This is a genomic window from Paenibacillus sp. NEAU-GSW1, from assembly GCF_009737085.1.
In the GTDB taxonomy this organism is placed as follows: Bacteria; Bacillota; Bacilli; order Paenibacillales; family Paenibacillaceae; genus Pristimantibacillus.
Genome location: NZ_WOVL01000010.1, coordinates 48393 through 70562, shown reverse-complemented (window position 1 = coordinate 70562; position 22170 = coordinate 48393). Strand labels below are relative to the sequence as shown.

Genomic DNA, 22170 nt, shown 5'->3' with positions numbered 1-22170 from the left:
ATGATGTTGGAGTTCGATATGGATTTGGAGCAACTCGCTCAAATAAAAGTAATTGGTGTAGGCGGCGGCGGAAGCAATGCCGTTAACCGAATGATCGAGAACGGCGTCAAGAACGTCGAGTTTATTACAGTAAATACAGACGCGCAAGCTCTTCATCTTGCAAAGTCGGAGCATAAATTGCAAATCGGCGACAAGCTGACACGCGGCTTGGGCGCAGGTGCCAATCCGGAAGTAGGCAAGAAAGCGGCTGAAGAATCCCGCGAGCTTGTTATCAATCAGTTGAAAGGCTCGGACATGGTGTTCGTTACTGCCGGTATGGGCGGCGGCACGGGAACAGGCGCCGCACCAGTCATCGCAGAAATTGCCCGCGAATGCGGCGCGCTGACTGTGGGCGTCGTAACACGTCCATTCACATTTGAAGGCCGCAAACGTTCCGCTCAAGCAGAGCTTGGCATCGAGGCGTTGAAAGAAAAGGTTGATACGCTTATCGTCATTCCAAATGACCGATTGCTTGAGATCGTTGACAAGAAGACGCCTATGCTTGAAGCGTTCCGCGAAGCGGATAACGTATTGCGTCAAGCGGTACAAGGCATTTCGGACTTGATCGCCGTTCCTGGCTTGATCAACCTCGACTTTGCTGACGTTAAGACTATTATGACTGAGCGCGGCTCGGCTCTTATGGGCATTGGCATCGCGACTGGCGAGAATCGTGCGGCAGAAGCGGCAAAGAAAGCAATCATGAGCCCGCTGCTCGAGACGTCGATCGACGGCGCACGCGGAGTAATTATGAATATTACTGGCGGCAGCAACCTGTCGCTGTATGAAGTCAATGAAGCAGCTGAAATCGTCATCTCGGCTTCCGATCCGGAAGTTAATATGATCTTTGGTGCGATTATTGACGAAGATTTGAAAGACGAGATCAAAGTAACGGTTATCGCAACCGGCTTTGAGCACAAGCCTTCGGCGTCGGTCCGCCGCGCAGCAGCGCCTCAAGCTGAGCCAGAAGCGCGTTCAACAAGCTCGCAATCCGCTTCATCTGCTTCGTCAAGCAGTGTAAAACCGTTTGGCACAAGTACTTCGAGCGACCAGCTCGAAATTCCAGCATTTTTGCGCAATCGCCCGCGCAGCGATCGCTAATCGTTGTTTGAAGCTCGTCAACCATTTGGTTGACGGGCTTTTTTGTTGTAGTGTTTTCGGTCATGCCAGTATTCTCACCGCCGTCCATATCGTCATATCGCCCATTTAAAGTACAAAAGTACCTTAAAGCTTCCACAAAGACGATAGCCCACAGCTCCAATGTACAAAAGTACCTTAGCTCGCTAGATAATCGCCCCACAGACCGCTCAAGCGCCCATCTAAGGTACAAAAGTACCTTAAAGCATCCACAAAGACGATACTCCGCAGCTCTAAGGTACAAAAGTACCTTAGCTCGTTAGATAATCGCCCCACAGATCGCTCAAGCGCCCATCTAAGGTACAAAAGTACCTTAAAGCATCCACAAAGACGATCGCTCACAGCGCTAATGTACAAAAGTACCTTAGCTTGATTGTGAATCGCCCCACAGACAGCTTGAGCGCCCATCTAAGGTACAAAAGTACACTAGTGCTTCCACAAAGACGATACTCCGCAGCTCCAATGTACAAAAGTACCTTAGAGCTCGGTTTCAGATGTTCGTGCTAAATGATTCACAATTAACGTCATAGCATATGTCGCAGCTGCTGCCGGTTTAACTCATACAAACAATTCCGCGGACCATCCCCGAGAGGCGATAAGTATCCGCCAGCTTGAAGCCGGGACAAAACGGATTCTGTTTTACGTCTTCCGATCTGAAGACTAGTTTGAATATCGATAGGTTTTATAGGCCTGCCAAGATGAAGGGCTAACCGAAGGACTTCTCGTTCAAGCAACCTATTAGAATTGCCATCACCATAATCCGGTAACAGTCGGCGGCTTCCCATAAACTGCCGAAGTAGTTGGATACAGGTCATCGGCTTGTCCTTCATATCATCGTAGCTGAACCGCAGTATAGACCAGCCGTCGAGAATTAGGTGGTTTTGGCGCATGCGAGAATCGGAGAATTGCCAGCGATTTAGATCGGCAGCGTGGCTTTTGAAGCCATCGATCTCAATTGCCAACCGGATGCCATTTTTTATATAAGCAAAATCAATGAATCGGGTACCGTCTTTGAAATCGGAAACCTCATACTCGGGATGCAAATCATTCAGCTCTTCGAAAGCAGGGAACCATACATTTTCGACAAATAGCTTCTCGGCATGCCCTAAGGCATCCACTAGTCGGCGAGCAGCTTCGCCTTTTCTTTTTCGTACATGAGCAATATACCAGCGGTCATAGCTTTGTTGGAAATCAACCATCGAACACTCTCCTCGTAATAAAAAAACGCGCCAAAGGTATCGAATATTCGATCCTTTGACGCGGTACGTGCTTCGCAATCCGCAACTATTAATTCCAGCAATAATTTACCATAAATGATCAAGTGTTAACAAGTCCCCTTTGTCAAAGCCATCAAATTATGGGCAAGGCAATAGTAGCTGAGAATCATTTTGCCCTGTTATTCTATGCCGTTTTTTATATGCATGCTCGACAAAAAAAGATCTATCATACCGTCATGATTAGACAGACTTTGAAATAGGATTTGAATATACTGGTGTCAATCGTTCTCTCCGGGGCGTCGGCCAACGGCCAAGGTCCGGAATCCCAGGAAGGTGACGCCGTGGCTGTTTATGTCGATGTGATGTTTTTGCGAGAGCTGCTCGTTGATGGCAGCTTGCTTCTTACAACAGCATGGGTTCGTCATAAGAAAGCTAACGCCTGGCGAATTCTCGCTGCATCGGCAATAGGCGCATGCTATGTTGTGCTTATGTTCTATCCGCAGCTTTCGATTCTTTTTACGCTGCTCGTAAAAATTTCCGTATCTTTTTTAATGCTGTGGGTGGCATTCGGATTCGTATCGCTGCAACAGTTTGCACGGAATATAGCAGCTTTCTATGCGGTCAATTTCGTAGCAGCGGGAGCCATACTCGGCATTCATTACTTGCTTATGCAAGGGTCGGGTGAAATGTGGAGGACGGTCAATTTCATTAAAGGCGGCATGCAAGCAGAGTTGAAAATGGGTTTGATTTATTTTATAGCAGCGTTTTGTATCGGTCTGTATATATACCGCACCGTGTTAACGCAGCGACGAGAAAGGGAGCTGGTGCAAACTCATCTCGCCGAAGTTATTATTTCGATTGACGATCAAGAGCAGCGATGCGTCGGGTTAATCGACACCGGCAATCAACTTTATGATCCGTTGACTCGAACGCCGGTTATGGTCGTTGAAGCGGCTCTCTGGGAAAAAGAGCTGCCGCCCGCTTGGCTAAAGAGTATTCGCGAGGAGCAGGTGGATCGACTTGTCGCCGGGCTGGGAGGAGAGGGCCATTTTGCCTGGCAGGAAAGACTTCGTCTTGTCCCTTATCGGGGCGTTAACCGCGGATCGCAATTTATGCTCGCTTTGAAGCCGGATTTCGTTCGAATCGAGCGGGAAGGACAGGTGTTTGTCAACAAGAAAGTGCTCGTCGGTCTTGACGGCGGCAGACTTACGGCAGACAGCGCTTATCAAGCGATTATCCATCCGAATCTCGTTTCCGAACAAGCAAAGGTCGAATGAAGCAATCTTATCGCATCTCACAATTACACGGGGAGGGATGGGCCGGATGCTCGTCAAATGGAAATTAGTCCTGCAGTTATACTATTATAGAGTTTTAATTTTATTCGGATTAAAAGGCGAACAAATTTATTATATCGGCGGCAGCGAGGCGCTCCCGCCACCCTTAACCCGCGAAGAAGAAGAGTACCTGCTCGACAAGCTGCCTTCCGGCGATTCGGCGATTCGGGCGATGCTGATCGAGCGCAATTTGCGCCTCGTCGTATACATTGCCCGTAAATTCGAAAACACAGGCATCCATATTGAGGACCTCGTCTCTATCGGCGCGATTGGACTCATTAAAGCGGTCAATACGTTTGATCCGGAGAAAAAAATAAAGCTTGCGACATATGCCTCGCGCTGCATCGAGAACGAAATTTTGATGTATTTGCGCCGCAACAGCAAAACCAGGACAGAGGTTTCGTTTGACGAACCGCTCAATATTGATTGGGATGGCAATGAGCTGCTTTTGTCCGATGTATTGGGAACGGAAAATGATACGATCTACCGCAATATCGAGGAACAGGTTGACCGCAAACTGCTGCATAAAGCGCTCGACAAGCTGTCCGAAAGAGAACGGATTATTATGGAATTGCGCTTCGGATTAGCGGACGGAGAAGAGAAAACGCAGAAGGATGTTGCGGATTTGCTCGGCATTTCTCAGTCTTATATTTCACGCTTGGAGAAGCGGATTATTAAACGTTTGCGCAAGGAATTTAACAAAATGGTCTAAAAGCCGGACGTACGGCGCTTTGTCAACGACTCTCCCCGGAGGAATAAAAAAGGGGACCAAGGAGATAATGAACATTAATGTTTCTCCTTGGGAGGTAATCACGTTGACCCGAAATAAAGTCGAGATCTGTGGAGTGGATACTTCGAAACTGCCTGTTCTGACCAACGCCGAAATGCGGGAGCTGTTCACCGCATTGCAAACCCGAAACGAGTGGGCAGCAAGAGAGAAATTGGTTAACGGCAACTTGAGGCTTGTGCTTAGTGTTATTCAGCGCTTTAACAACAGGGGAGAATTTGTAGACGATTTATTTCAAGTCGGCTGCATCGGACTTATGAAGGCGATCGATAATTTCGACCTTAGCCAAAACGTAAAATTCTCCACCTATGCCGTCCCGATGATCATCGGAGAAATACGCCGTTACTTGCGAGACAATAACCCGATTCGCGTATCGCGAAGCTTGCGGGATATTGCGTACAAAGCACTGCAGGTACGGGACAGCCTGACCAATCAAAATTCCCGCGAACCGACCATATTCGAAATTTCGGAGGCGCTAAATGTGCCGAAGGAAGATGTCGTCTTCGCGCTTGACGCGATACAAGACCCTGTGTCGTTGTTTGAGCCGATCTACCATGACGGCGGGGATCCAATCTACGTGTTGGATCAAATTAGCGATGATAAGAACAAAGACGTATCATGGATCGAGGAAATTGCGCTGCGGGAAGCGATGCATAAGCTGAACGACCGCGAGAAAATGATTTTGTCGATGCGCTTCTTCGAGGGCAAGACGCAAATGGAAGTCGCCGACGAAATCGGCATCTCGCAAGCGCAAGTATCCAGGCTGGAAAAATCAGCGATTCAACAAATGCAAAAGCATGTCAAAACGTAACGGCGCCGAAAGGCGTCGTTTTTAATTTTGTACTTTCTTTAAAAAATGCGAAACCTTTTTTAAAAGGTGTACGTCTAACTACTGGTAATTTATACATAGGAGAGGAGAAAAAGTAAATGAAATGGATGAGAGGAAATAGAACTTCCACAGCCCAAAAAATGATTTCTGTTATATTATGCCTATGCTTAATGTTTCCGGCAGCGCTGTCTGCAGCGTCATTAACCGAAGTGAGTTCTGCAGCAAAGGGGGAATTGCGCTCTGAGGCTGTTATTCCGTTAGGCAGTACAACAGCTACTGTGAACGGAAAGAAAATGACGATTCAGCCCATTTATGAAAAGAACGGGACTACGCTTGGACCTTTGAATGTCATCATTCGGACTTTAAATTTACAGTTTAAACTTGAAGGAAGCAATTTAACGCTTTGGAACAAAACGTATAAACCGCACAATGTGTGGATCGGAATTGGACAAACAGCGATGACGCTCGACGGACAATCTAAAAAGCTAAGTACGCCGGCTGAAATGAAAAACGGCTCCGTCATGGTTCCTTTTCGAGCGATTACGGAAGCTTTCGGCGGAAAAATAACGTATAACGCAAAAACAAAAGAGGTTCGAATGACGGTTGCTGCTGAACCGGTTATTGATAAGAAGCTGCGTGTAGGCGACAGCACCTTCGGTTGGTCGATCGGCGCGCCGTCTTTTATGCGAATGATCGATCAATCCGAAACAGGAGATTCGATTTCGTTTAGCGGCAAGTCAGGAAACAACTTCGGCTTTAATGTCCAAGTAACGAAGGGAACAAAAAGTTCGGAGATTGCAACGGTAAGGGAGGACAAATTAAAGGTGCTCCATCCATCGGAAGCAGTCATACGTGATGTCTATACCTTCTCGTTACCGATGGAATACGCTTTTATCGAAACGAAGCAAAATCAAGATTTCTCAAATTTATATACGCAATATTGGGGAATGCAAGCGAACGGCAATACGTATTGGGTTGTGCTTTCCTTCTCGGACGTTACGTACGAGGAAGAAAGAGACCGTATCGCTCAAGCGCTGTTGAAATCGTTCAAGCCGACAATAGATATAAAGGATGTACATCAACTTGATTACGCAAGAAAATCGAAGGACCAATACACGACGTTGAAGAATGAAAAATACGGTTTGAACATCCAACTTCCAAAGGGTTGGAAGCAAAATCCGGATTTCAGCAATCCGCATTTTGATGCGGCTGATCTCTACACGGGGACGTTCAGTCTAAAGGTTGTTCAACTGGAAAACGGTCAAGAGCTAAAGGACATTGTTGATAAGGTTCAGTTCGAATATTTTAACCTAAATGGAGCTAACCTGGAAGAACGGTTTTACACTACCTTCCAAGGCAATACTGCCGTCAAAATGAGAGAGCGTTATAACGGCAATGAACATTGGGTCACGTTACTCGTATCAGTGGTTGACGATTGCGCATTTATTTGGAGTCTATCTCAGGACACGAAATACGCTGGGCAGCAAGCGAGCACAGGCTATCAATTCGATATCATTATGAACGATTTGCAAATCGATTTGGTTAAAGCGAAGACACAGAAAAAGCCATGGGCTGCCTATTAGATATCCTATCGAACGACGAACAGCGAGCGATTCTAACAAGACTCTCCTTCCCAGGAGGGTCTTGTTTTTTTCTCTAAAGCGGACATTTTAGGCAAATCCAACATATACATAGGGTAGAATGCGGCAAACGCCTATATTTCAACACGAAACGAAGCTCCGCCTTCGAAGGAGGGCGAGGCCGTTTCTGCTTGCCCCATCGCGCCGGGAAAGTGGTGATCCGAAAATGAAAATTTCCGATTTTCAGACGAAGGACGTTATTAATATTGTCGACGGCAAAAAGCTTGGGCAAATTAGCGATTTGGAGCTTGATTTGCGTCAGGGGCGAATCGACTCGATTGTGATACCTCAGTTTACGCGCTTTCTTGGCATGTTCGGAAGCGGGGGAACGGAAATCGTAATCCCTTGGCGCAATATTGTCAAAATCGGCGCGGACGTCGTCCTGGTCCGAATGGACGAAACGAAGCCGAGAATCGAAGAGGAGGATTTGCACGCCCGCTCTTAACGCGTTAAACTGCTTACAGAGGTGAATGCCAGATGGAAGCTTTTCATGCAATGCAATCGGCGAAGGGACCTTCGCTTTTTTTGTTGTCTTCTTGGATGGAACAGAATAACCGGCTAACCGCAGGCTTTACCGGAAGAAGCGGCGGAGCAAGCGAGTCGCAATGGGCGTCGCTTAACCTGGCGCTGCATGTCGGAGATCGGGACGAGGATGTTATTCGCAGCCGCGAGTTGCTCGCTGAAGCGTTGAATTGGCCCTTCGAGGCGTGGACATCGGCGGAGCAGGTGCATGGCTGCGAGGTTCGCCACATTACTAGAGAAGAGCGCGGCAGCGGCCGGCTGACGCGGCAATCGGCGATTCAGGATACAGACGCTATTATGACCGATGTGCCTGGCGTCATGCTGACGTCCTTTTATGCCGACTGCGTGCCGTTATATTTCTATGACCCGGAGCATGAAGCGATTGCGCTTGCGCATGCGGGATGGAAAGGCACCGTGCTGGAAATTGCGGCTAGAACGGCGGAGCGCATGAAGGAACAGTACGGCTCCAAGCCTGAAAAGCTGCTTGCAGCGATTGGGCCTTCGATAGGCGATTGCTGCTATGAGGTCGACGAGCATGTTATAGGTAAGCTGAGGCCATTGCTTGCTTCATTTGAAAAGGGCAGCGGTCATGATCAGAATGATTCGGCTCCCATGATGAAAGAGCTTGGAAATGGAAAAGCTATGGTAAACTTGAAACAAATTAATCGACAGATTATGATAAAAGCAGGAATTTTGCCGATTCATATCGAATTGTCAAATTGGTGCACTGGCTGCAATAGGGAACTTTTCTTTTCTCATCGCAAGGAAGGCGGCCGTACCGGCCGGATGGCCAGCTGGATCGGTATCCGGGAGAGGTGAATGGAATTGACGACTTTTAAGGACAGAATACAAGAAGTAGACAGTCGAATTGCCGCCGCCTGTGAGCGCAGCGGCCGCAGCCGTGAAGATGTAAATGTAATCGCGGTCACGAAATACGTCTCGCTCGAGACGGCAATCGAAGCCCATCGGCTAGGCTTGCAGCATCTTGGCGAGAATCGCTGGCAGGATGCGCAGCAGAAATGGGAAGCGATCAGCGGATCGGGGAATGACAGTGAAGACGCGGAAGGACAAGCGGTATGGCATTTCATCGGCTCGCTGCAAACGAACAAAGTGAAGGACGTCATCGGCAAATTTACATACATTCACTCGTTAGATCGCATCTCGCTCGCACAGGCGATCGATAAACGAGCGTCCCAGCTAGCCATAAAGGTGCCGTGCTTCATTCAGGTCAACATTTCGGGCGAGGATTCGAAGCATGGCATGCCGCCGGAGGCGGTAACGCAATTTGCGGAAGAGCTGCGCCAATATCCGAATCTGCTGCCAATCGGCTTAATGACGATGGCTCCCTATGATTCGGAGCCGGAAGCGGCAAGGCCTGTTTTTAGGGCATTGCGAGAGCTTCGCGATCAGTTGAACTTGGCGAAAGCTTTTGACCCGCCGCTGACAGAGTTGTCTATGGGCATGTCGGGCGACTTCGAGGTAGCTATTGAAGAGGGGGCAACATGGGTTAGGCTTGGAACCATTCTAGTCGGAAAAGAGGGATAATAAGATGAGTGTAATTAATCGGTTTATGAATTACCTTGGCCTGCAGGATGAAGAGGAAATTATTGAACGCGAGCGTGTCACGCAAACCGAAGAGCAAGAGATTGAAACCCCGGTCTTAGATTCACGTAAAAATACGAAGAACACAAACAACATTGTAAGCATCCATTCGCAGAAAAATGTTCGCGTCGTATTGAACGAGCCTCGCTCGTACGACGAAGCGCAAGATATTGCCGACCATTTGCGGTCGCGCCGCGCGGTAATAGTCAACTTGCAGCGCGTTCGTACCGATCTTGCCGTACGGATCGTCGACTTTTTAAGCGGCACCGTCTACGCGTTGAACGGCAATATTTCGAAGCTGGGCCCGAATATTTTCCTATGCACCCCGGATTCGGTTGAAATTCAAGGGACAATAACGGAAATGCTTGCGGAGGATAACGATTACAATAAAATGAGGTGACCTTGAATTGAATGATTGGAGCATTAGCGGCATCGTCATGAATTTGCAGAATGTGTACTATTTTTTAATCGTCGCTTATATTTTGATGTCTTGGCTCCCCAACGCCCGGAACAGCTTTATCGGCGAAATGCTTGGCAAAGTGGTGGAACCGTACTTAAGCATATTCCGCAGGTTTATTCCGCCAATCGGCGGAATGCTGGACATATCTCCAATACTGGCGCTGATTGCATTGCGGTATGTGGCTCTCGGCATTGTCGCAGTGCTTGAGTTTATCGCAAATCTATTCGTATAACCAAGGGATGAGCGAGTAATGAAACCAACTGTATATGAACATTTCCACCCGGACGAGAAGCCTTTTGTCGACCGTGCTTGGGAATGGATAGAGCGGTCCGCCCAGCAGCATGAGCTGAAGCGGACCGATTTTTTAGATCCAAGACAATTGCAAATTGTAGAAATGCTGGCTAATCGAGATGCTGACGTGCAAGTTCGCTTCGAAGGAGGCTATCCGGACGCAGAACGCTGCCGCGCGCTAATCGGCCCGGATTATTTGTATTTGGAAGGCGAACCGTCGGGATTGTCGGTGCTTGAAGTTCAGGGAGCTAGCGCAGGAGCCTTGTCAGATCTCGATCATGGCGATTATTTGGGTGCGCTGTTAGGTCTTGGGATAAAACGCGATCGGATTGGCGATATTCATGTAAATGAATCGTTTTGCCATATCATCATTCTCGATGAAATTGCCGATTACTTAAATATACACCTTAGACAAGTGCATCGGGCTAGCGTGTTAACCGATATTATTCCGTTGCAGCAGCTTCAGCCGGTCGTTCCAGAACTACAAGAAATGACGTTTACCGTTGCATCCATGCGCTTGGACGGAATCGCCAGCGATGTTCATCGCATTAGCCGGACAAAAATCGTTGATCCGATTCGCGCAGGCCGTTGCCGCGTCAATTGGAAGACGGAGGAGAATCCGGCTGTGCAGCTCAAGACCGGCGACGTAATTTCCATTAAAGGACTTGGACGCTTCAAAGTTTTGGAAGAGGACGGCGTGACGAAAAAAGGAAGAATCCGCGTACGCATAGGCAAATTTATTTAAAAGCGATGCAGGATTTTGGAAACATCTGTCGAATCCTTTGCACAAATAGAGTGTATCCGAAGTGAAGCCGACTTTGGCGGCTAATACGTTTAGGAGGTGCGCCAATGCCGTTGACGCCATTGGACATACATAACAAGGAATTTGGACGGAGATTGCGCGGTTATGATGAAGACGAGGTAAACGAGTTCCTTGATCAAGTCATTAAAGACTATGAAGCGATTATTCGAGAGAATAAAGAGCTGCAGAATCAGATTCTCAATTTGCAAGAGAAACTCAACCACTTCGCTAATATTGAGGAGACGTTGAGCAAGACGATTATTGTCGCACAGGAAGCGGCGGATGAAGTCCGAAACAACGCGAAGAAAGAAGCGCAGCTTATTATTAAAGAGTCGGAGAAAAACGCTGATCGTATTATTAACGAATCGCTTGCCAAGTCGCGCAAAGTGTCGTTGGAGGTTGAAGAGCTGAAGAAGCAAGCGTCGATCTACCGCGCTCGTTTTCGTACGCTCGTCGAGGCCCAGCTTGAGCTGCTTAGCCAAGACGGCTGGGATACGCTGGAGAGCCAGCAGCCTTCCGCATCTTCTACGCTCGAGCAGCTGCAAAGAGGCTAATGCCCGGTTAAGCGGAAGCCCATTGTTGTAATTGGATTTGACAATGATCGAGCGATCAGATATAAATGATAAATATAAGGATTCAAAAAGGGCTGGTTTTCAGACATTTTGAATTACATCTAAACTTTGTTGACGAGAACGAGTACGCTTTTCCGTTCGTCCCCCAGAGAGCCGTTGATTGCTGAAAGACGGCGTTCGAACCGAAGCGGAATATCATCTCCGAGAAGCAGCGCAGAAACTTGCCCGAATTGCGGCAAGGAGTAAGGGCTGACGGACTGTCCCCCGTTATAGGGACCGCGGATCGAAAGCGATTCGCGCCAAAGGTGCCGCCTGCAGCAGGTCTAAATCTGCCGTCATGCGGAACAAGGGTGGTAACGCGAGAACAGTCTCGTCCCTTTTACAGGGACGGGACTTTATTTATTTTTCAGGAGGTATGAACGATGCAACGCGTTGACGTCAAGGAAAAAGCAAGAGCGCGCGAGCTCCGCATCTTGAAGCAGTGGGAGCAGAACGACACATTCAAACAATCAATCGAAAATCGTAAAGGCAAACCGAATTATGTTTTTTATGAAGGGCCGCCGACAGCGAACGGCGCTCCGCATATCGGTCACGTCCTCGGCCGCGTCATTAAAGACTTTATCGGCCGCTACAAAACGATGTCCGGCTACCGCGTTGTGCGTAAAGCGGGCTGGGATACGCACGGCCTTCCGGTCGAGCTTGGCGTGGAGAAACAGCTTGGCATTTCCGGCAAGCAAGAAATCGAGAAGTACGGCGTAGAAGCTTTTATTAAAAAGTGCAAAGACAGCGTTTTTGTATACGAAAAGCAATGGCGCGAATTGACCGAAGCGATCGCCTACTGGACCGATCTGGACAATCCGTACATTACGCTTAAAAACGAATACATCGAAAGCGTCTGGCACATTTTGTCGACGATTCATAGCAAAGGCTTGCTCTACCGCGGACACCGCGTTAGCCCGTATTGCCCTTGCTGCCAGACGACGCTGAGCTCGCATGAGGTTGCTCAAGGCTATGAAGACGTGAAGGACTTGAGCGCAACGGCGAAATTCAAGCTGAACGATTCCGGCGAGTTCATCCTCGCTTGGACGACGACGCCTTGGACGCTTCCAGCTAACGTAGCGCTCGCGGTTAATCCGGAGCTTGAATACATTCGTGCTGTAAAAGACGGCGAAGTCTACATCGTTGCGAAAAATTTGGCGGAGAGCGTTCTGAAGGAAGGCTATGAAACGCTGTCGACTGTGAAAGGCTCCGAGCTCGTCGGTCTTAGCTACGAGCCGCCATTCCGTTATGTGCCGATCGAGAAAGGCCATGTCGTTATCCCGGGCGATTTCGTAAGCGATACGAGCGGTACCGGTATCGTCCACATTGCGCCTGCGCACGGCGAGGATGACTATAAAGTAGCGCGTCAGAACGGCATCAGCATGCTGAGCGTAGTCAATAACGCAGGCCGTTACATCGATGATGTAACCGATTTGGCCGGTCGCTTCGTTAAAGACTGTGACGTTGATATTGTGAAAATGCTGAGCGAACGCGGGCTTCTATACTCGAAAGAGCGTTATGAGCATAGTTATCCGTTCTGCTGGCGCTGCAAATCGCCGCTGCTCTATTACGCGACGGAAAGCTGGTTCATCGAAACGACGAAGGTGAAGGATCAGCTGATCGCCAACAATGCCGGTGTAGACTGGTATCCGGGACATATCCGTGAAGGCCGCTTCGGCAAATTCCTTGAGGACCTGGTCGATTGGAACATTAGCCGCAACCGTTATTGGGGAACGCCGCTTAACGTGTGGGTGTGCGAAGCGACAGGAAAAGAATATGCGCCTAGCAGCATCGCGGATCTTCGCGAACGGGCGGTAGGCGATGTGCCGGCTGATATCGAGCTGCACAAGCCGTATGTTGATGAAATCAAGCTCAAATCGCCGTTCGCCGAAGGCGCGGTAATGACACGTACATCGGAAGTAATCGACGTGTGGTTTGACAGCGGCTCGATGCCGTTTGCGCAGCAGCATCATCCGTTCGAGAACGAAGAAGAATTTGCCGAGCAATATCCGGCGGACATGATCTGTGAAGGGATTGACCAAACTCGCGGCTGGTTCTTCAGCTTGCTCGCGGTTTCGACGCTGTACAATGGCAAAGCGCCATATAAAGCAGTTATTTCGACCGGCCATATTCTTGATGAGAACGGTCAAAAAATGTCCAAGTCGAAGGGCAACGTTATCGACCCTTGGGAAATCATTAACGAGTACGGCACTGACGCTTTCCGCTGGGCGCTTCTTGCGGACAGCGCGCCTTGGAACAGCAAGCGGTTCTCGCGCGGTATCGTCGGCGAGGCGAAATCAAAGGTCATCGACACGATCGTCAATACGCACGCATTCTACGCGTTGTATGCGACAATCGACGGCTTCAATCACGAAGAGCATGCGGAGAAGCGTTCTGACAACAAGTTGGACCGCTGGATCGTATCCCGCTTAAACAGCTTGATCAAAACGGTCATTAAAGGGTTGGAAGTAAACGACTTCCTTAATCCGGCGAAAGCAATTGAAACATTTGTTGATGAGCTGAGCAACTGGTACATCCGCCGTTCGCGCGACCGTTTCTGGGGCAGCGGACTTACAGAGGACAAAATCGCCGCTTACCAAACGCTTCGCCATGTGCTGCTGACGCTCTCGCGCGTGATCGCGCCATATGCGCCGCTGCTGGCTGAAGATGTGTACGGCAATTTGGGCGGAGACGGAAGCGTGCATCTTGCGGATTACCCAGCAGCCGACGAATCGGCGATTGACGAGACGCTGGAGCGCGATATGGAAAGCGCGAAGCAAATCGTTGAGCTTGCGCGCAACGTGCGCAACGAAACGAGCATCAAGACGCGTCAGCCGCTATCGGAGCTCATCGTATCGCTGGATCGTGAATTCGGCTTGAGCGATTATGAAGACATTATCAAGGACGAAATCAATGTGAAGACGATCGTTGTGCAGAACAGCGACAGCGGATTCGTTGACTTTACGTTGAAGCTGAACCTGAAGGTAGCGGGCAAAAAGTACGGCAAAAACGTCGGACCGATCCAAGGCTACCTGAAATCGATGACGTCGGAGCAAACGCGCGAAGCGGTTAACGGCGGCAGCCTTGTTTTCACAACGGCTGAGGGTGAAGCTATTGCGATTACGGTCGATGAGCTGCTCGTTGAAAAGCAAGCGAAATCGGGCTTTGCATCGGCATCCGCGAACGGCGTAACGGTTGCGTTGAACACCGATATTACGCCTGAGCTGGAGCAAGAGGGCTGGGTTCGCGAAGTCATTCGCGCGGTTCAGGATACGCGCAAGAAGCTTGACCTGCCGATTGAGAAACGCGTCGATCTCGTTCTGGATGTCGACAGCGAGCTGAAAGCTGCGCTTGCCGCTTTCGGTGAAGTGCTCCAAGATAACGTACTGCTTAACAGCGTCGCATATGAAGCGGCGGCAGGCATGGAGCGCGTGCAGCTGGGCGAGAAAGAAATTGGAATTCTTATTCGGGACTAGGCATATTGAAGCGGCAATTGAGGTAATAGTATAAGGAAAACAATAAACGAGCGCCTTCTAAGCAAGGCCTCGTTTTTCCTTTCTATATGCTTAAGGAGGTTGCCGCATGAAGGAACATAAAGATCATAAAGAGCATGTGAATATTGAAAAAGAGCTCAATAAAGTGCAAGAGCTGCTCAATAAAATAGCCATCGACATGGAAAAATCGCAAATCGCCGATTATGTCGATCTTGTCCATCATCCGTTTAAGCTTATTTGGCGGAATGTATTAGCGGGAACGGCAAGAGGCGTTGGAATCGCAATCGGCTTTACGTTTTTTGCAGCGACCATCCTTTATGTGCTGCAAATATTAGGCGCGCTCAACCTGCCGATTATCGGGGATTACATTGCGGATATTGTGCGTATCGTGCAAATTCAGCTCGAAGGCAAAACCTATTAAAAACGACGCGAACATCATAGTTGTTCGCGTCGCTTTATTCCTTTAATAAGGTTCGTTCTCTTCTTCTTCGAGCCAATGATCGCCTTCGCCATTTTCCAAATAATTGCGGTATTGGCGGTTGCGAACGACCTGTACATGGCGGCCGGTAATGTCCGTTGCCAGGAAGCTTTCAAGTGATTCGACGAATCCGTCGTTTTCTTCTGCTTCTGTTCCGATATGCTTATAGTCGTCCGCGTCAGGGTTTTCGGACATGGCAGGCGAATCTGCGTTGCCCCATTGCTCGACAATCTGCCAGGCGTCTTCGCCGTCAAATCCGTTGTAGGAATCATGCTCATCCAAATTCGTTCTGCCGAACGGAGGAGCGAGCAAAGCTTCTTCTACCGGACGGTCGGTTGAAATGTTCTGGCGAGGCGAATGCTGAAGGCAATACAGACTGTCGGGCAAAGCTTCAAGCCTTTCTTCCGGAATATCGTCGCCGCAAATGCGGCATTGGCCGTATGTGCCGTTATTCATTGCTTGAAGCGCCGCGTCGATGCGAGACAAATGCATTTCTTCCTGTTCCAGCAGTGCAATATCTTTGCCTCGCTCGAACAGTTCAGTGCCGACGTCGGCAGGATGATTGTCGATCGACGACAGCTCGCCGGTGCCGTCGCGCAGATTTGAACCGAGTCCGTCATGATCATTTTGCCGAATGCGGTTTTCGATGTCTTGTTTTTCGGTTTCCAGTTGAAGACGAAGCTGCTCTTGCCGCTCTTTGGAAATCGTCATTACGATACACCTTCCTTTCTCAATGACTGTAATGTAGTTTTCGCCGAAGGCGTGATTTTAACCGCATAACAATTTATCCGTTTTCGAGCGGCTTATTTGCAGGCTTCTGCAGCGGTTTTCTCGCAAAAGAAGTCAATGGGGAATATAGGGGAGACTGGCTCGCCCAAAGCTGTTATGCTACAATAGCTTGGGACAAACTAGGAGGGATACGATGCGTTTTTACTACTATTGGATTGCAGTAATCGTGTTTGTGATCGACTACATAACGAAGAAGATTATCGCGACCCAGCTTGAACTGAATGAATTAATTAGCGTGATCGGCAATTTCTTTCTTATTACTTCGCATCGGAACCGCGGAGCTGCTTTCGGTATTTTGCAAGAGCAGCGAGTCTTTTTTATTATCATCACAACGGTCATTGTCGCCGCCATCATCTGGTATACCCATGCGAACCGCAATTCGGGCAAAGGATGGCTGTTAACCGGACTCGGGCTTGTATTGGGCGGAGCCTTCGGCAATTTTCTTGACCGCGCGCTGTATGGCGAGGTTGTCGATTTCTTAATGTTTAATTTCGGCAGCTATACGTTCCCGATTTTTAATGTGGCGGATTCGGCCATTTGTGTCGGTGTCGCGCTTATTCTGATCGATACATTGCTGTCGGCGAAGGAAGAACAAAACAACAAGGCAAGTCAAGGAGAGGACAAGGAACATAACGGGCATGAGCAGCAACCAGTATAATGATAATGAATTGGAACAAGAAGAATTAATCGAACTTATCGCACTGCCGGAACAATCCGGGGAGCGGATTGATAAATATGTGACGGACAGCGTTAACGATGCGGCTGTTTCCCGTACTCAGGTGCAGGAATGGATTAAGTCGGGGGCTGTTACGGTCAATGACGCAGCTGTAAAATCGAATTATAAACTGTCCGCTGGCGATAAGGTAGTCGTCCGTGTGCCGGAGCCGGCCGATGCGGCGATCACTGCGGAGCCGATTCCGCTCGATATTGCATACGAAGACAGCGATGTTATCGTCATCAATAAGCCGCGCGGCATGGTTGTTCATCCGGCGCCGGGCCATTATTCCGGAACGGTCGTAAACGCTTTAATGCATCATTGCAACGATCTCTCCGGCATAAACGGCATGCTGCGTCCGGGCATCGTGCATCGTATCGACAAAGATACGTCAGGCCTGCTCATGGCGGCTAAAAACGATCTTGCGCATCTGTCTCTTGCCGAGCAGTTAAAGGCGCATACGGTAACTCGAAAATATATTGCGCTCGTACACGGCAATTTGCAGCATGATCAAGGGACGATTGACGCTCCAATCGGCAGAGATTTGAATGATCGCAAAATGTTCACTGTTACAGACCGCAACAGCAAGCATGCGGTCACGCATTTTGTCGTTCTTGAACGATTAGGCGGAGATTATACTCTGGTTGAGCTTCAGCTCGAGACAGGCAGAACACATCAAATTCGCGTTCATATGAAATATATCGGACATCCGCTTGCCGGCGATCCGGTTTACGGCAGGAGCAAGACGGTTGCCCTGAACGGACAAGCGCTGCACGCCGCGCTTCTTGGCTTCACCCATCCGCGTACAAACGAATATATGCAATTCGAAGCGCCAATTCCGGCTGATATGGAGCATGTGCTCAATTCACTTCGTTTGCGCTAAGCAAAAACCCGCACCGGGCTGACCTCATTCAGCTTGGCTTGCGGGTTTTGCGTAATAATGCAAACATTTCGTTATATTATTCATTATTTCGACCTGCAAAGTGTACTATTCTAAAGCTAAAAGCTGTTGCAAAAGGAAATAACAATAGATAAGGATAGGTGAACCTCTCATGACCAATATCAATCATAATTATTTGGAGCTGCAAGGCAGCTACTTGTTCTCCGAAATTGCAAAACGCCGCAACAAATTTATTCAAGAAAACCCGAATGCGGAAATTATTAGCCTCGGCATTGGCGACGTAACGCGCGGCTTGCCTGAAGCGGTCACGAAAGCGATGCACGCGGCAGTGGACGAGCTGGCTGTACCAGGTTCCTTCCGCGGTTATGGCCCGGAGCAAGGCTATGACTTTCTGATTTCGGCTATTATCGAGAACGACTATAAAGCGCGCGGCATTGACATTCAAATGAATGAAGTGTTCGTGAGCGACGGTTCCAAATGCGACGTCGGCAACATTCAAGAAATTTTCAGCGAGAACAGCATCGTTGCCGTGCAAGACCCTGTATATCCGGTTTATGTGGACACGAACGTTATGGCGGGCCGTTCCGGCAAGTTCAATAAAGAAACGAACCGTTATGAAAATATTGCTTACCTGGAGTGCACGGCAGAGAACGACTTCAAACCAAGCCTTCCAGACCGCAAAGTCGACATCATTTATCTTTGCTACCCGAACAACCCGACGGGTATGACGCTGTCGAAAGAAGAGCTGAAGAAATGGGTCGACTACGCGAAAGAGAACAACTGCATCATCCTGTATGATTCGGCATATGAAGCGTTCATTCAAGAAGAGGACGTTCCGCATTCGATCTATGAGATTGAAGGCGCTCGCGAAGTCGCGATCGAATTCCGCAGCTTCTCCAAAACAGCGGGCTTTACCGGCGTTCGCTGCGCATACACTGTCGTTCCTCGCGATCTGAAAGGCTTGGATGCGAACGGTAATGAAGTCATCATCAACGATCTGTGGAATCGCCGCCATACAACGAAATTCAACGGCGTATCGTATGTAACGCAACGCGGCGCAGCTGCTATCTACTCCCCAGAGGGCAAAGAGCAAATCGCAGCGTTGGTTGACTACTACATGACAAATGCTCGCATCATCCGCGAAGGCCTCGCTTCGATCGGCCTTGAAGTGTTCGGCGGCGTAAATGCTCCGTACATTTGGTTGAAAACGCCGAACGGCCTTGATTCGTGGGCATTCTTCGACAAGCTTCTGTCGGAAGCGAACATTGTCGGCACGCCAGGCGTCGGCTTCGGCCAAAGCGGCCAAGGCTACTTCCGTCTGACCGCATTCGGCAGCCGCGAAAATACGGAAAAAGCGGTTGAACGGATTCGCAACCTGTCCCTGTAATAAAAGCAACGTTCCGGTTAGGCTAACGCCGTGCCGGAACGTTTTTTGTTACTCGGATGACTTGACTTCTTTTGTCGAACGTGGGATAATTCTCTTTGATAAAAGCAGTACCTTTAAATCAGCCCCGTGAGGCTGGCAAGGTAGCGTGAATAACAGATCAAACAACTATGGAATCGAGCTTTTTGTCGAACTGTGTCCTGCTGGGACGCAGAGGCAAAGTCGGCTCTCTATAGTTATCTGGTCTCACTCTCCTTGCGTACACGCAAGGAGTTTTTTTATGCCCGCCTTGCGCAACGCATCTGATAACGAAACGATCGAACAGATGGGAGGCCGCTTGAACAATGGAAGAAGAGCATCTGGTCATTATGGATGAAACGGCAATCCGCAGAGCGCTGACGCGCATAGCCCACGAGATTGTCGAGAAGAACAAAGGGATAGACAATTGCGTTCTGATCGGCATTCGGACAAGAGGCATTTATTTCGCAAGACGAATTGCCGACCGTATTCGAGACATTGAAGGCAAGCCGGTTGAGGTCCGGGATTTGGACATAACCTCCTATCGGGACGATCGCAAAGCGGTTGCAGTCAGTACGGATGTCGAACTATCGGCAGCATTTGGCGATTTGGGCGACGGCGTTGGGTTCAGCGTGCAGGATAAGAAAGTGATCTTGTTCGACGATGTGCTCTACACCGGTCGAACGATACGCGCCGCGATGGACGCGCTTATGGATTGCGGCAGGCCGCAGTCGATTCAGCTGGCTGTTCTGGTCGACAGAGGCCATCGGGAATTGCCGATCCGACCCGACTTTGTCGGCAAGAACGTTCCGACATCCAAGCAGGAGCAGATTGCAGTATCACTTAAGGAAATCGACAGCCAAGATCAAGTAACAATAATTAATCAAAGGGGGCAAGCCGGATGACGCTGACACAATTGAAACAACGGAGTTTGCTCGGTTTGAAGGATCTTGGGAAAGATGAAATCGAAGCGATTTTGGACCGCGCGGCTTACTGGGAGCAGCACCCGAATAAAGTGCACTCCGTCATGCAAGGCAAATTCGCAGCCAATATGTTTTTTGAGAACAGTACGAGAACGCGGTTCTCGTTCGAAGTAGCGGAAAAGCGGCTCGGCGCTGAGGTGCTGAACTTCTCGGCCGCTGTATCCAGCGTGCAAAAGGGCGAATCGATTTACGATACGGTTCGTACGCTCGAATCGATGGGGATTGACGTCGGCATTATCCGGCTGAAACCGATCGGCGTACTGGCGGATCTTGCCACGAAAATCAAAGTGCCGCTCATTAATGCCGGCGACGGCAATAACGAGCATCCGACGCAAGCGCTGCTTGATCTGTACACGATGCGCAAGCAATTCGGAAGCTTAAACGGCTTGAACGTCTCCATTATCGGCGACGTACAGCACAGCCGCGTGGCGCGTTCGAATCTGTATGCGCTCCGTAAATTCGGCGCGAACGTAAGCTTCTGCTCGCCGGACAATATGAAGGCGCCTGAGCTGGACGTGCCTTACATCTCGATTGAGGAAGCGATCAAAGCAGATGTGGTTATGATGCTCCGCGTACAGCTTGAGCGCCATGAAAGCGGCAAGCTGAACTCGGCGGAGAGCTACCGGGAACAGTTCGGCTTGACGGCAGAGCGCGCTGCGCAAATTGCTAGCCATGCGATTATCATGCACCCGGCGCCAATTAACCGCGGAGTCGAAATCGACGATGAGATTGTCGAGCATCCGCAATCACGCATCTTCCCGCAAATGGAAAATGGCGTACCGATTCGGATGGCCGTTGTAGAACGGGCACTAAGCTAATACGAATAATTCCGGAGGGGGAACAAACAATGTCATTATGGATTATTAACGGTAGCGTATGGGACGAAGCCTCTGGCGGACTTCGCAAAGTGAATGTTCGACTGGAAGACGGCAAAATCGCTGAAATAGCAGCTGGTGAGCAAACGCCGGAAACCGGCAGCGCAGAGGTCATTAATGCGGCCGGCAAGCTGTTGTCCGCAGGCTTTATCGATATGCACGTCCATTTGCGCGACCCGGGCTTTGAATATAAAGAGGATATCGCAACAGGGACGCGTTCCGCGGCGAAAGGCGGCTTTACGACAATCGCCTGCATGCCGAACACAAGACCTGCAGTAGATACGCCGGAGACGGTTAAATATATTTTGGACAAAAATGAAAACGAGGGTGTCGTTCGCGTATTGCCGTACGCAGCGATTACTAAAAACCAGCTTGGCCGCGAGCTGACCGACTTCGCCGCTTTGAAGGAAGCGGGAGCGATCGGCTTTACGGATGATGGCGTTGGCGTACAAAGCGCGCAAATGATGAAAGACGCGATGACGCTGGCGCAATCGATGGATATGCCGATCATCGCGCACTGCGAAGACAATACGCTCGTTGAGGGATTGTTCGTAAGCGAAGGCGAATTCGCCCGTAAAAATGGCTTGAAAGGCATCCCGAACGAATCCGAAGCGATTCATGTCGGCCGCGACGCGCTGCTGGCTGAAGCGACAGGCGTACATTACCATGTGTGCCATGTCAGCACAGAACAATCGGTTCGACTCATTCGCCTTGCGAAGTCGATCGGCGTTAAGATTACGGCTGAAGTTTGCCCGCATCATCTGGTGCTGTCGGACGAGGATATTCCGGGTATGGACGCAAACTGGAAAATGAACCCGCCGCTTCGCACGCCGCGTGATGTGCAATCGGTTATCGAAGCGCTTGAAGACGGCACGATCGACATGGTCGTAACCGATCATGCGCCGCATAGCGCAGAAGAGAAAGCGCGCGGCATGCAGCTTGCGCCATTCGGAATCGTCGGCTTTGAAACGGCATTCCCGCTGCTCTACACGAAATTCGTACTGACCGGCAAATGGACGCTGGGCTTCCTGCTGAAGCGCATGACGGCTGACCCGGCTCGCGTATTCCGTCTGCCTACGGGCCGCTTGGAAGAAGGCGCGCCTGCCGATCTGACGATTATCGATCTGGACTGCGAGCGCGCGGTTGATCCGTCGACGTTCGCATCGAGAAGCAACAATACGCCATTCGGCGGCTGGAAGCTGCAAGGCTGGCCGGTAGCTACGATCGTTAACGGCAAAGTTGTTTATAACGAAGCCGCTAATTAA

Annotated in this window: 22 protein-coding genes and 1 other annotated feature; of the genes, 20 read left to right on the top strand and 2 right to left on the bottom strand. The window is 49.7% G+C overall.

All coding sequences use genetic code 11. The annotated features are described in order from the left end of the window. The first annotated feature begins 3 nt into the window (after positions 1-3). Positions 4-1137, top strand: coding sequence for a cell division protein FtsZ (ftsZ, locus tag GOM71_RS09640; RefSeq protein ID WP_156280573.1), 1134 nt, complete (start codon positions 4-6; stop codon positions 1135-1137). 560 nt (positions 1138-1697) lie between these two features. Here the strand turns inward: ftsZ and GOM71_RS09635 are convergent. Continuing rightward, on the bottom strand, positions 1698-2372 hold the full coding sequence (locus GOM71_RS09635; RefSeq protein ID WP_156280360.1) for a DNA-binding response regulator: 675 nt from the start codon (positions 2370-2372) through the stop codon (positions 1698-1700). A 293-nt stretch (positions 2373-2665) separates the two neighbouring features. On the opposite strand from GOM71_RS09635, the gene spoIIGA reads away from it, so the two are divergent. The 13 genes from spoIIGA (at position 2666) to GOM71_RS09570 (ending at position 15183) form a co-directional block, all read left to right on the top strand. Further along, positions 2666-3667 carry a sigma-E processing peptidase SpoIIGA gene (spoIIGA, locus tag GOM71_RS09630; protein ID WP_367649531.1) on the top strand — a complete coding sequence of 334 codons (1002 nt, stop codon included), beginning with the start codon at positions 2666-2668 and terminating at the stop codon, positions 3665-3667. Between the two features lie 46 nt (positions 3668-3713). Then, a complete protein-coding gene (gene sigE, locus GOM71_RS09625) occupies positions 3714-4436 on the top strand; it encodes an RNA polymerase sporulation sigma factor SigE (protein ID WP_042159826.1) in 723 nt (240 codons plus the stop codon). A 103-nt stretch (positions 4437-4539) separates the two neighbouring features. Beyond that, a complete protein-coding gene (sigG, locus tag GOM71_RS09620) occupies positions 4540-5322 on the top strand; it encodes an RNA polymerase sporulation sigma factor SigG (RefSeq protein ID WP_156280358.1) in 783 nt (260 codons plus the stop codon). Between the two features lie 188 nt (positions 5323-5510). After that, the gene (locus GOM71_RS09615; RefSeq protein ID WP_173275454.1) at positions 5511-6923 is read left to right on the top strand and encodes a copper amine oxidase N-terminal domain-containing protein; all 1413 of its coding nucleotides are present in this window, start codon (positions 5511-5513) and stop codon (positions 6921-6923) included. A gap of 223 nt (positions 6924-7146) precedes the next feature. Next, positions 7147-7425, top strand: coding sequence for a YlmC/YmxH family sporulation protein (locus GOM71_RS09610; RefSeq protein ID WP_156280354.1), 279 nt, complete (start codon positions 7147-7149; stop codon positions 7423-7425). Between the two features lie 32 nt (positions 7426-7457). Then, the gene (pgeF, locus tag GOM71_RS09605) at positions 7458-8321 is read left to right on the top strand and encodes a peptidoglycan editing factor PgeF (RefSeq protein WP_156280352.1); all 864 of its coding nucleotides are present in this window, start codon (positions 7458-7460) and stop codon (positions 8319-8321) included. After that, positions 8322-9047, top strand: coding sequence for a YggS family pyridoxal phosphate-dependent enzyme (locus tag GOM71_RS09600; RefSeq protein ID WP_156280350.1), 726 nt, complete (start codon positions 8322-8324; stop codon positions 9045-9047). It begins immediately after the preceding gene. A gap of 4 nt (positions 9048-9051) precedes the next feature. Further along, entirely contained in the window at positions 9052-9504 is a 453-nt protein-coding gene (locus GOM71_RS09595) for a cell division protein SepF (RefSeq protein ID WP_156280348.1), read from the top strand. 37 nt (positions 9505-9541) lie between these two features. Further along, positions 9542-9796 (top strand): YggT family protein, encoded by a 255-nt coding sequence (locus tag GOM71_RS09590; RefSeq protein WP_156280569.1) that lies wholly within the window; start codon positions 9542-9544, stop codon positions 9794-9796. Positions 9797-9814: 18 nt separating this feature from the next. Next, positions 9815-10600 carry a YlmH family RNA-binding protein gene (locus GOM71_RS09585; protein WP_156280346.1) on the top strand — a complete coding sequence of 262 codons (786 nt, stop codon included), beginning with the start codon at positions 9815-9817 and terminating at the stop codon, positions 10598-10600. A 104-nt stretch (positions 10601-10704) separates the two neighbouring features. Beyond that, positions 10705-11211, top strand: coding sequence for a DivIVA domain-containing protein (locus GOM71_RS09580; RefSeq protein WP_156280344.1), 507 nt, complete (start codon positions 10705-10707; stop codon positions 11209-11211). 120 nt (positions 11212-11331) lie between these two features. Then, positions 11332-11610 (top strand) — a binding site (T-box leader). 41 nt (positions 11611-11651) lie between these two features. Next, the gene (gene ileS / locus GOM71_RS09575) at positions 11652-14744 is read left to right on the top strand and encodes an isoleucine--tRNA ligase (protein WP_156280342.1); all 3093 of its coding nucleotides are present in this window, start codon (positions 11652-11654) and stop codon (positions 14742-14744) included. Between the two features lie 106 nt (positions 14745-14850). Then, on the top strand, positions 14851-15183 hold the full coding sequence (locus tag GOM71_RS09570) for a DUF5665 domain-containing protein (RefSeq protein WP_156280338.1): 333 nt from the start codon (positions 14851-14853) through the stop codon (positions 15181-15183). Positions 15184-15225: 42 nt separating this feature from the next. Here the strand turns inward: GOM71_RS09570 and GOM71_RS09565 are convergent, their stop codons facing one another. After that, positions 15226-15951, bottom strand: a complete 726-nt coding sequence (locus GOM71_RS09565; protein ID WP_156280336.1) for a TraR/DksA C4-type zinc finger protein — start codon at positions 15949-15951, stop codon at positions 15226-15228. A gap of 211 nt (positions 15952-16162) precedes the next feature. Between GOM71_RS09565 and lspA the strand changes: the two genes are divergently transcribed. From lspA to GOM71_RS09535, 6 genes are all read left to right on the top strand, one after another. Beyond that, positions 16163-16687, top strand: a complete 525-nt coding sequence (gene lspA / locus GOM71_RS09560; protein WP_156280334.1) for a signal peptidase II — start codon at positions 16163-16165, stop codon at positions 16685-16687. After that, entirely contained in the window at positions 16668-17627 is a 960-nt protein-coding gene (locus GOM71_RS09555) for an RluA family pseudouridine synthase (RefSeq protein WP_156280332.1), read from the top strand. Before lspA ends, GOM71_RS09555 begins: the two co-directional genes overlap by 20 nt. A gap of 169 nt (positions 17628-17796) precedes the next feature. After that, complete coding sequence (locus GOM71_RS09550) at positions 17797-19032, top strand: LL-diaminopimelate aminotransferase (protein ID WP_156280330.1); 1236 nt, start codon at positions 17797-17799, stop codon at positions 19030-19032. A 341-nt stretch (positions 19033-19373) separates the two neighbouring features. Then, positions 19374-19952: a bifunctional pyr operon transcriptional regulator/uracil phosphoribosyltransferase PyrR gene (gene pyrR, locus GOM71_RS09545; protein WP_156280328.1), complete on the top strand. Its 579-nt coding sequence runs from the start codon at positions 19374-19376 to the stop codon at positions 19950-19952. Continuing rightward, a complete protein-coding gene (locus tag GOM71_RS09540; RefSeq protein ID WP_156280326.1) occupies positions 19949-20848 on the top strand; it encodes an aspartate carbamoyltransferase catalytic subunit in 900 nt (299 codons plus the stop codon). Before pyrR ends, GOM71_RS09540 begins: the two co-directional genes overlap by 4 nt. Before the next feature lie 29 nt (positions 20849-20877). Continuing rightward, positions 20878-22170: a dihydroorotase gene (locus GOM71_RS09535; protein WP_156280324.1), complete on the top strand. Its 1293-nt coding sequence runs from the start codon at positions 20878-20880 to the stop codon at positions 22168-22170.

Bases quoted from the DNA above. Each gene is read 5' to 3' on its own strand.
- pgeF (WP_156280352.1), top strand. From the start codon at position 7,458: ATGGAAGCTTTTCATGCAATGCAATCGGCGAAGGGACCTTCGCTTTTT.
- pyrR (WP_156280328.1), top strand. From the start codon at position 19,374: ATGGAAGAAGAGCATCTGGTCATTATGGATGAAACGGCAATCCGCAGA.
- GOM71_RS09600 (WP_156280350.1), top strand. From the start codon at position 8,322: ATGGAATTGACGACTTTTAAGGACAGAATACAAGAAGTAGACAGTCGA.
- GOM71_RS09535 (WP_156280324.1), top strand. From the start codon at position 20,878: ATGTCATTATGGATTATTAACGGTAGCGTATGGGACGAAGCCTCTGGC.
- GOM71_RS09550 (WP_156280330.1), top strand. From the start codon at position 17,797: ATGACCAATATCAATCATAATTATTTGGAGCTGCAAGGCAGCTACTTG.
- GOM71_RS09565 (WP_156280336.1), bottom strand. From the start codon at position 15,951: ATGACGATTTCCAAAGAGCGGCAAGAGCAGCTTCGTCTTCAACTGGAA.
- GOM71_RS09585 (WP_156280346.1), top strand. From the start codon at position 9,815: ATGAAACCAACTGTATATGAACATTTCCACCCGGACGAGAAGCCTTTT.
- GOM71_RS09580 (WP_156280344.1), top strand. From the start codon at position 10,705: ATGCCGTTGACGCCATTGGACATACATAACAAGGAATTTGGACGGAGA.
- GOM71_RS09570 (WP_156280338.1), top strand. From the start codon at position 14,851: ATGAAGGAACATAAAGATCATAAAGAGCATGTGAATATTGAAAAAGAG.
- GOM71_RS09610 (WP_156280354.1), top strand. From the start codon at position 7,147: ATGAAAATTTCCGATTTTCAGACGAAGGACGTTATTAATATTGTCGAC.
- GOM71_RS09590 (WP_156280569.1), top strand. From the start codon at position 9,542: ATGAATTTGCAGAATGTGTACTATTTTTTAATCGTCGCTTATATTTTG.
- GOM71_RS09615 (WP_173275454.1), top strand. From the start codon at position 5,511: ATGTTTCCGGCAGCGCTGTCTGCAGCGTCATTAACCGAAGTGAGTTCT.
- GOM71_RS09540 (WP_156280326.1), top strand. From the start codon at position 19,949: ATGACGCTGACACAATTGAAACAACGGAGTTTGCTCGGTTTGAAGGAT.
- ftsZ (WP_156280573.1), top strand. From the start codon at position 4: ATGTTGGAGTTCGATATGGATTTGGAGCAACTCGCTCAAATAAAAGTA.
- GOM71_RS09595 (WP_156280348.1), top strand. From the start codon at position 9,052: ATGAGTGTAATTAATCGGTTTATGAATTACCTTGGCCTGCAGGATGAA.
- ileS (WP_156280342.1), top strand. From the start codon at position 11,652: ATGCAACGCGTTGACGTCAAGGAAAAAGCAAGAGCGCGCGAGCTCCGC.
- GOM71_RS09635 (WP_156280360.1), bottom strand. From the start codon at position 2,372: ATGGTTGATTTCCAACAAAGCTATGACCGCTGGTATATTGCTCATGTA.
- lspA (WP_156280334.1), top strand. From the start codon at position 16,163: ATGCGTTTTTACTACTATTGGATTGCAGTAATCGTGTTTGTGATCGAC.
- GOM71_RS09555 (WP_156280332.1), top strand. From the start codon at position 16,668: ATGAGCAGCAACCAGTATAATGATAATGAATTGGAACAAGAAGAATTA.
- sigE (WP_042159826.1), top strand. From the start codon at position 3,714: ATGCTCGTCAAATGGAAATTAGTCCTGCAGTTATACTATTATAGAGTT.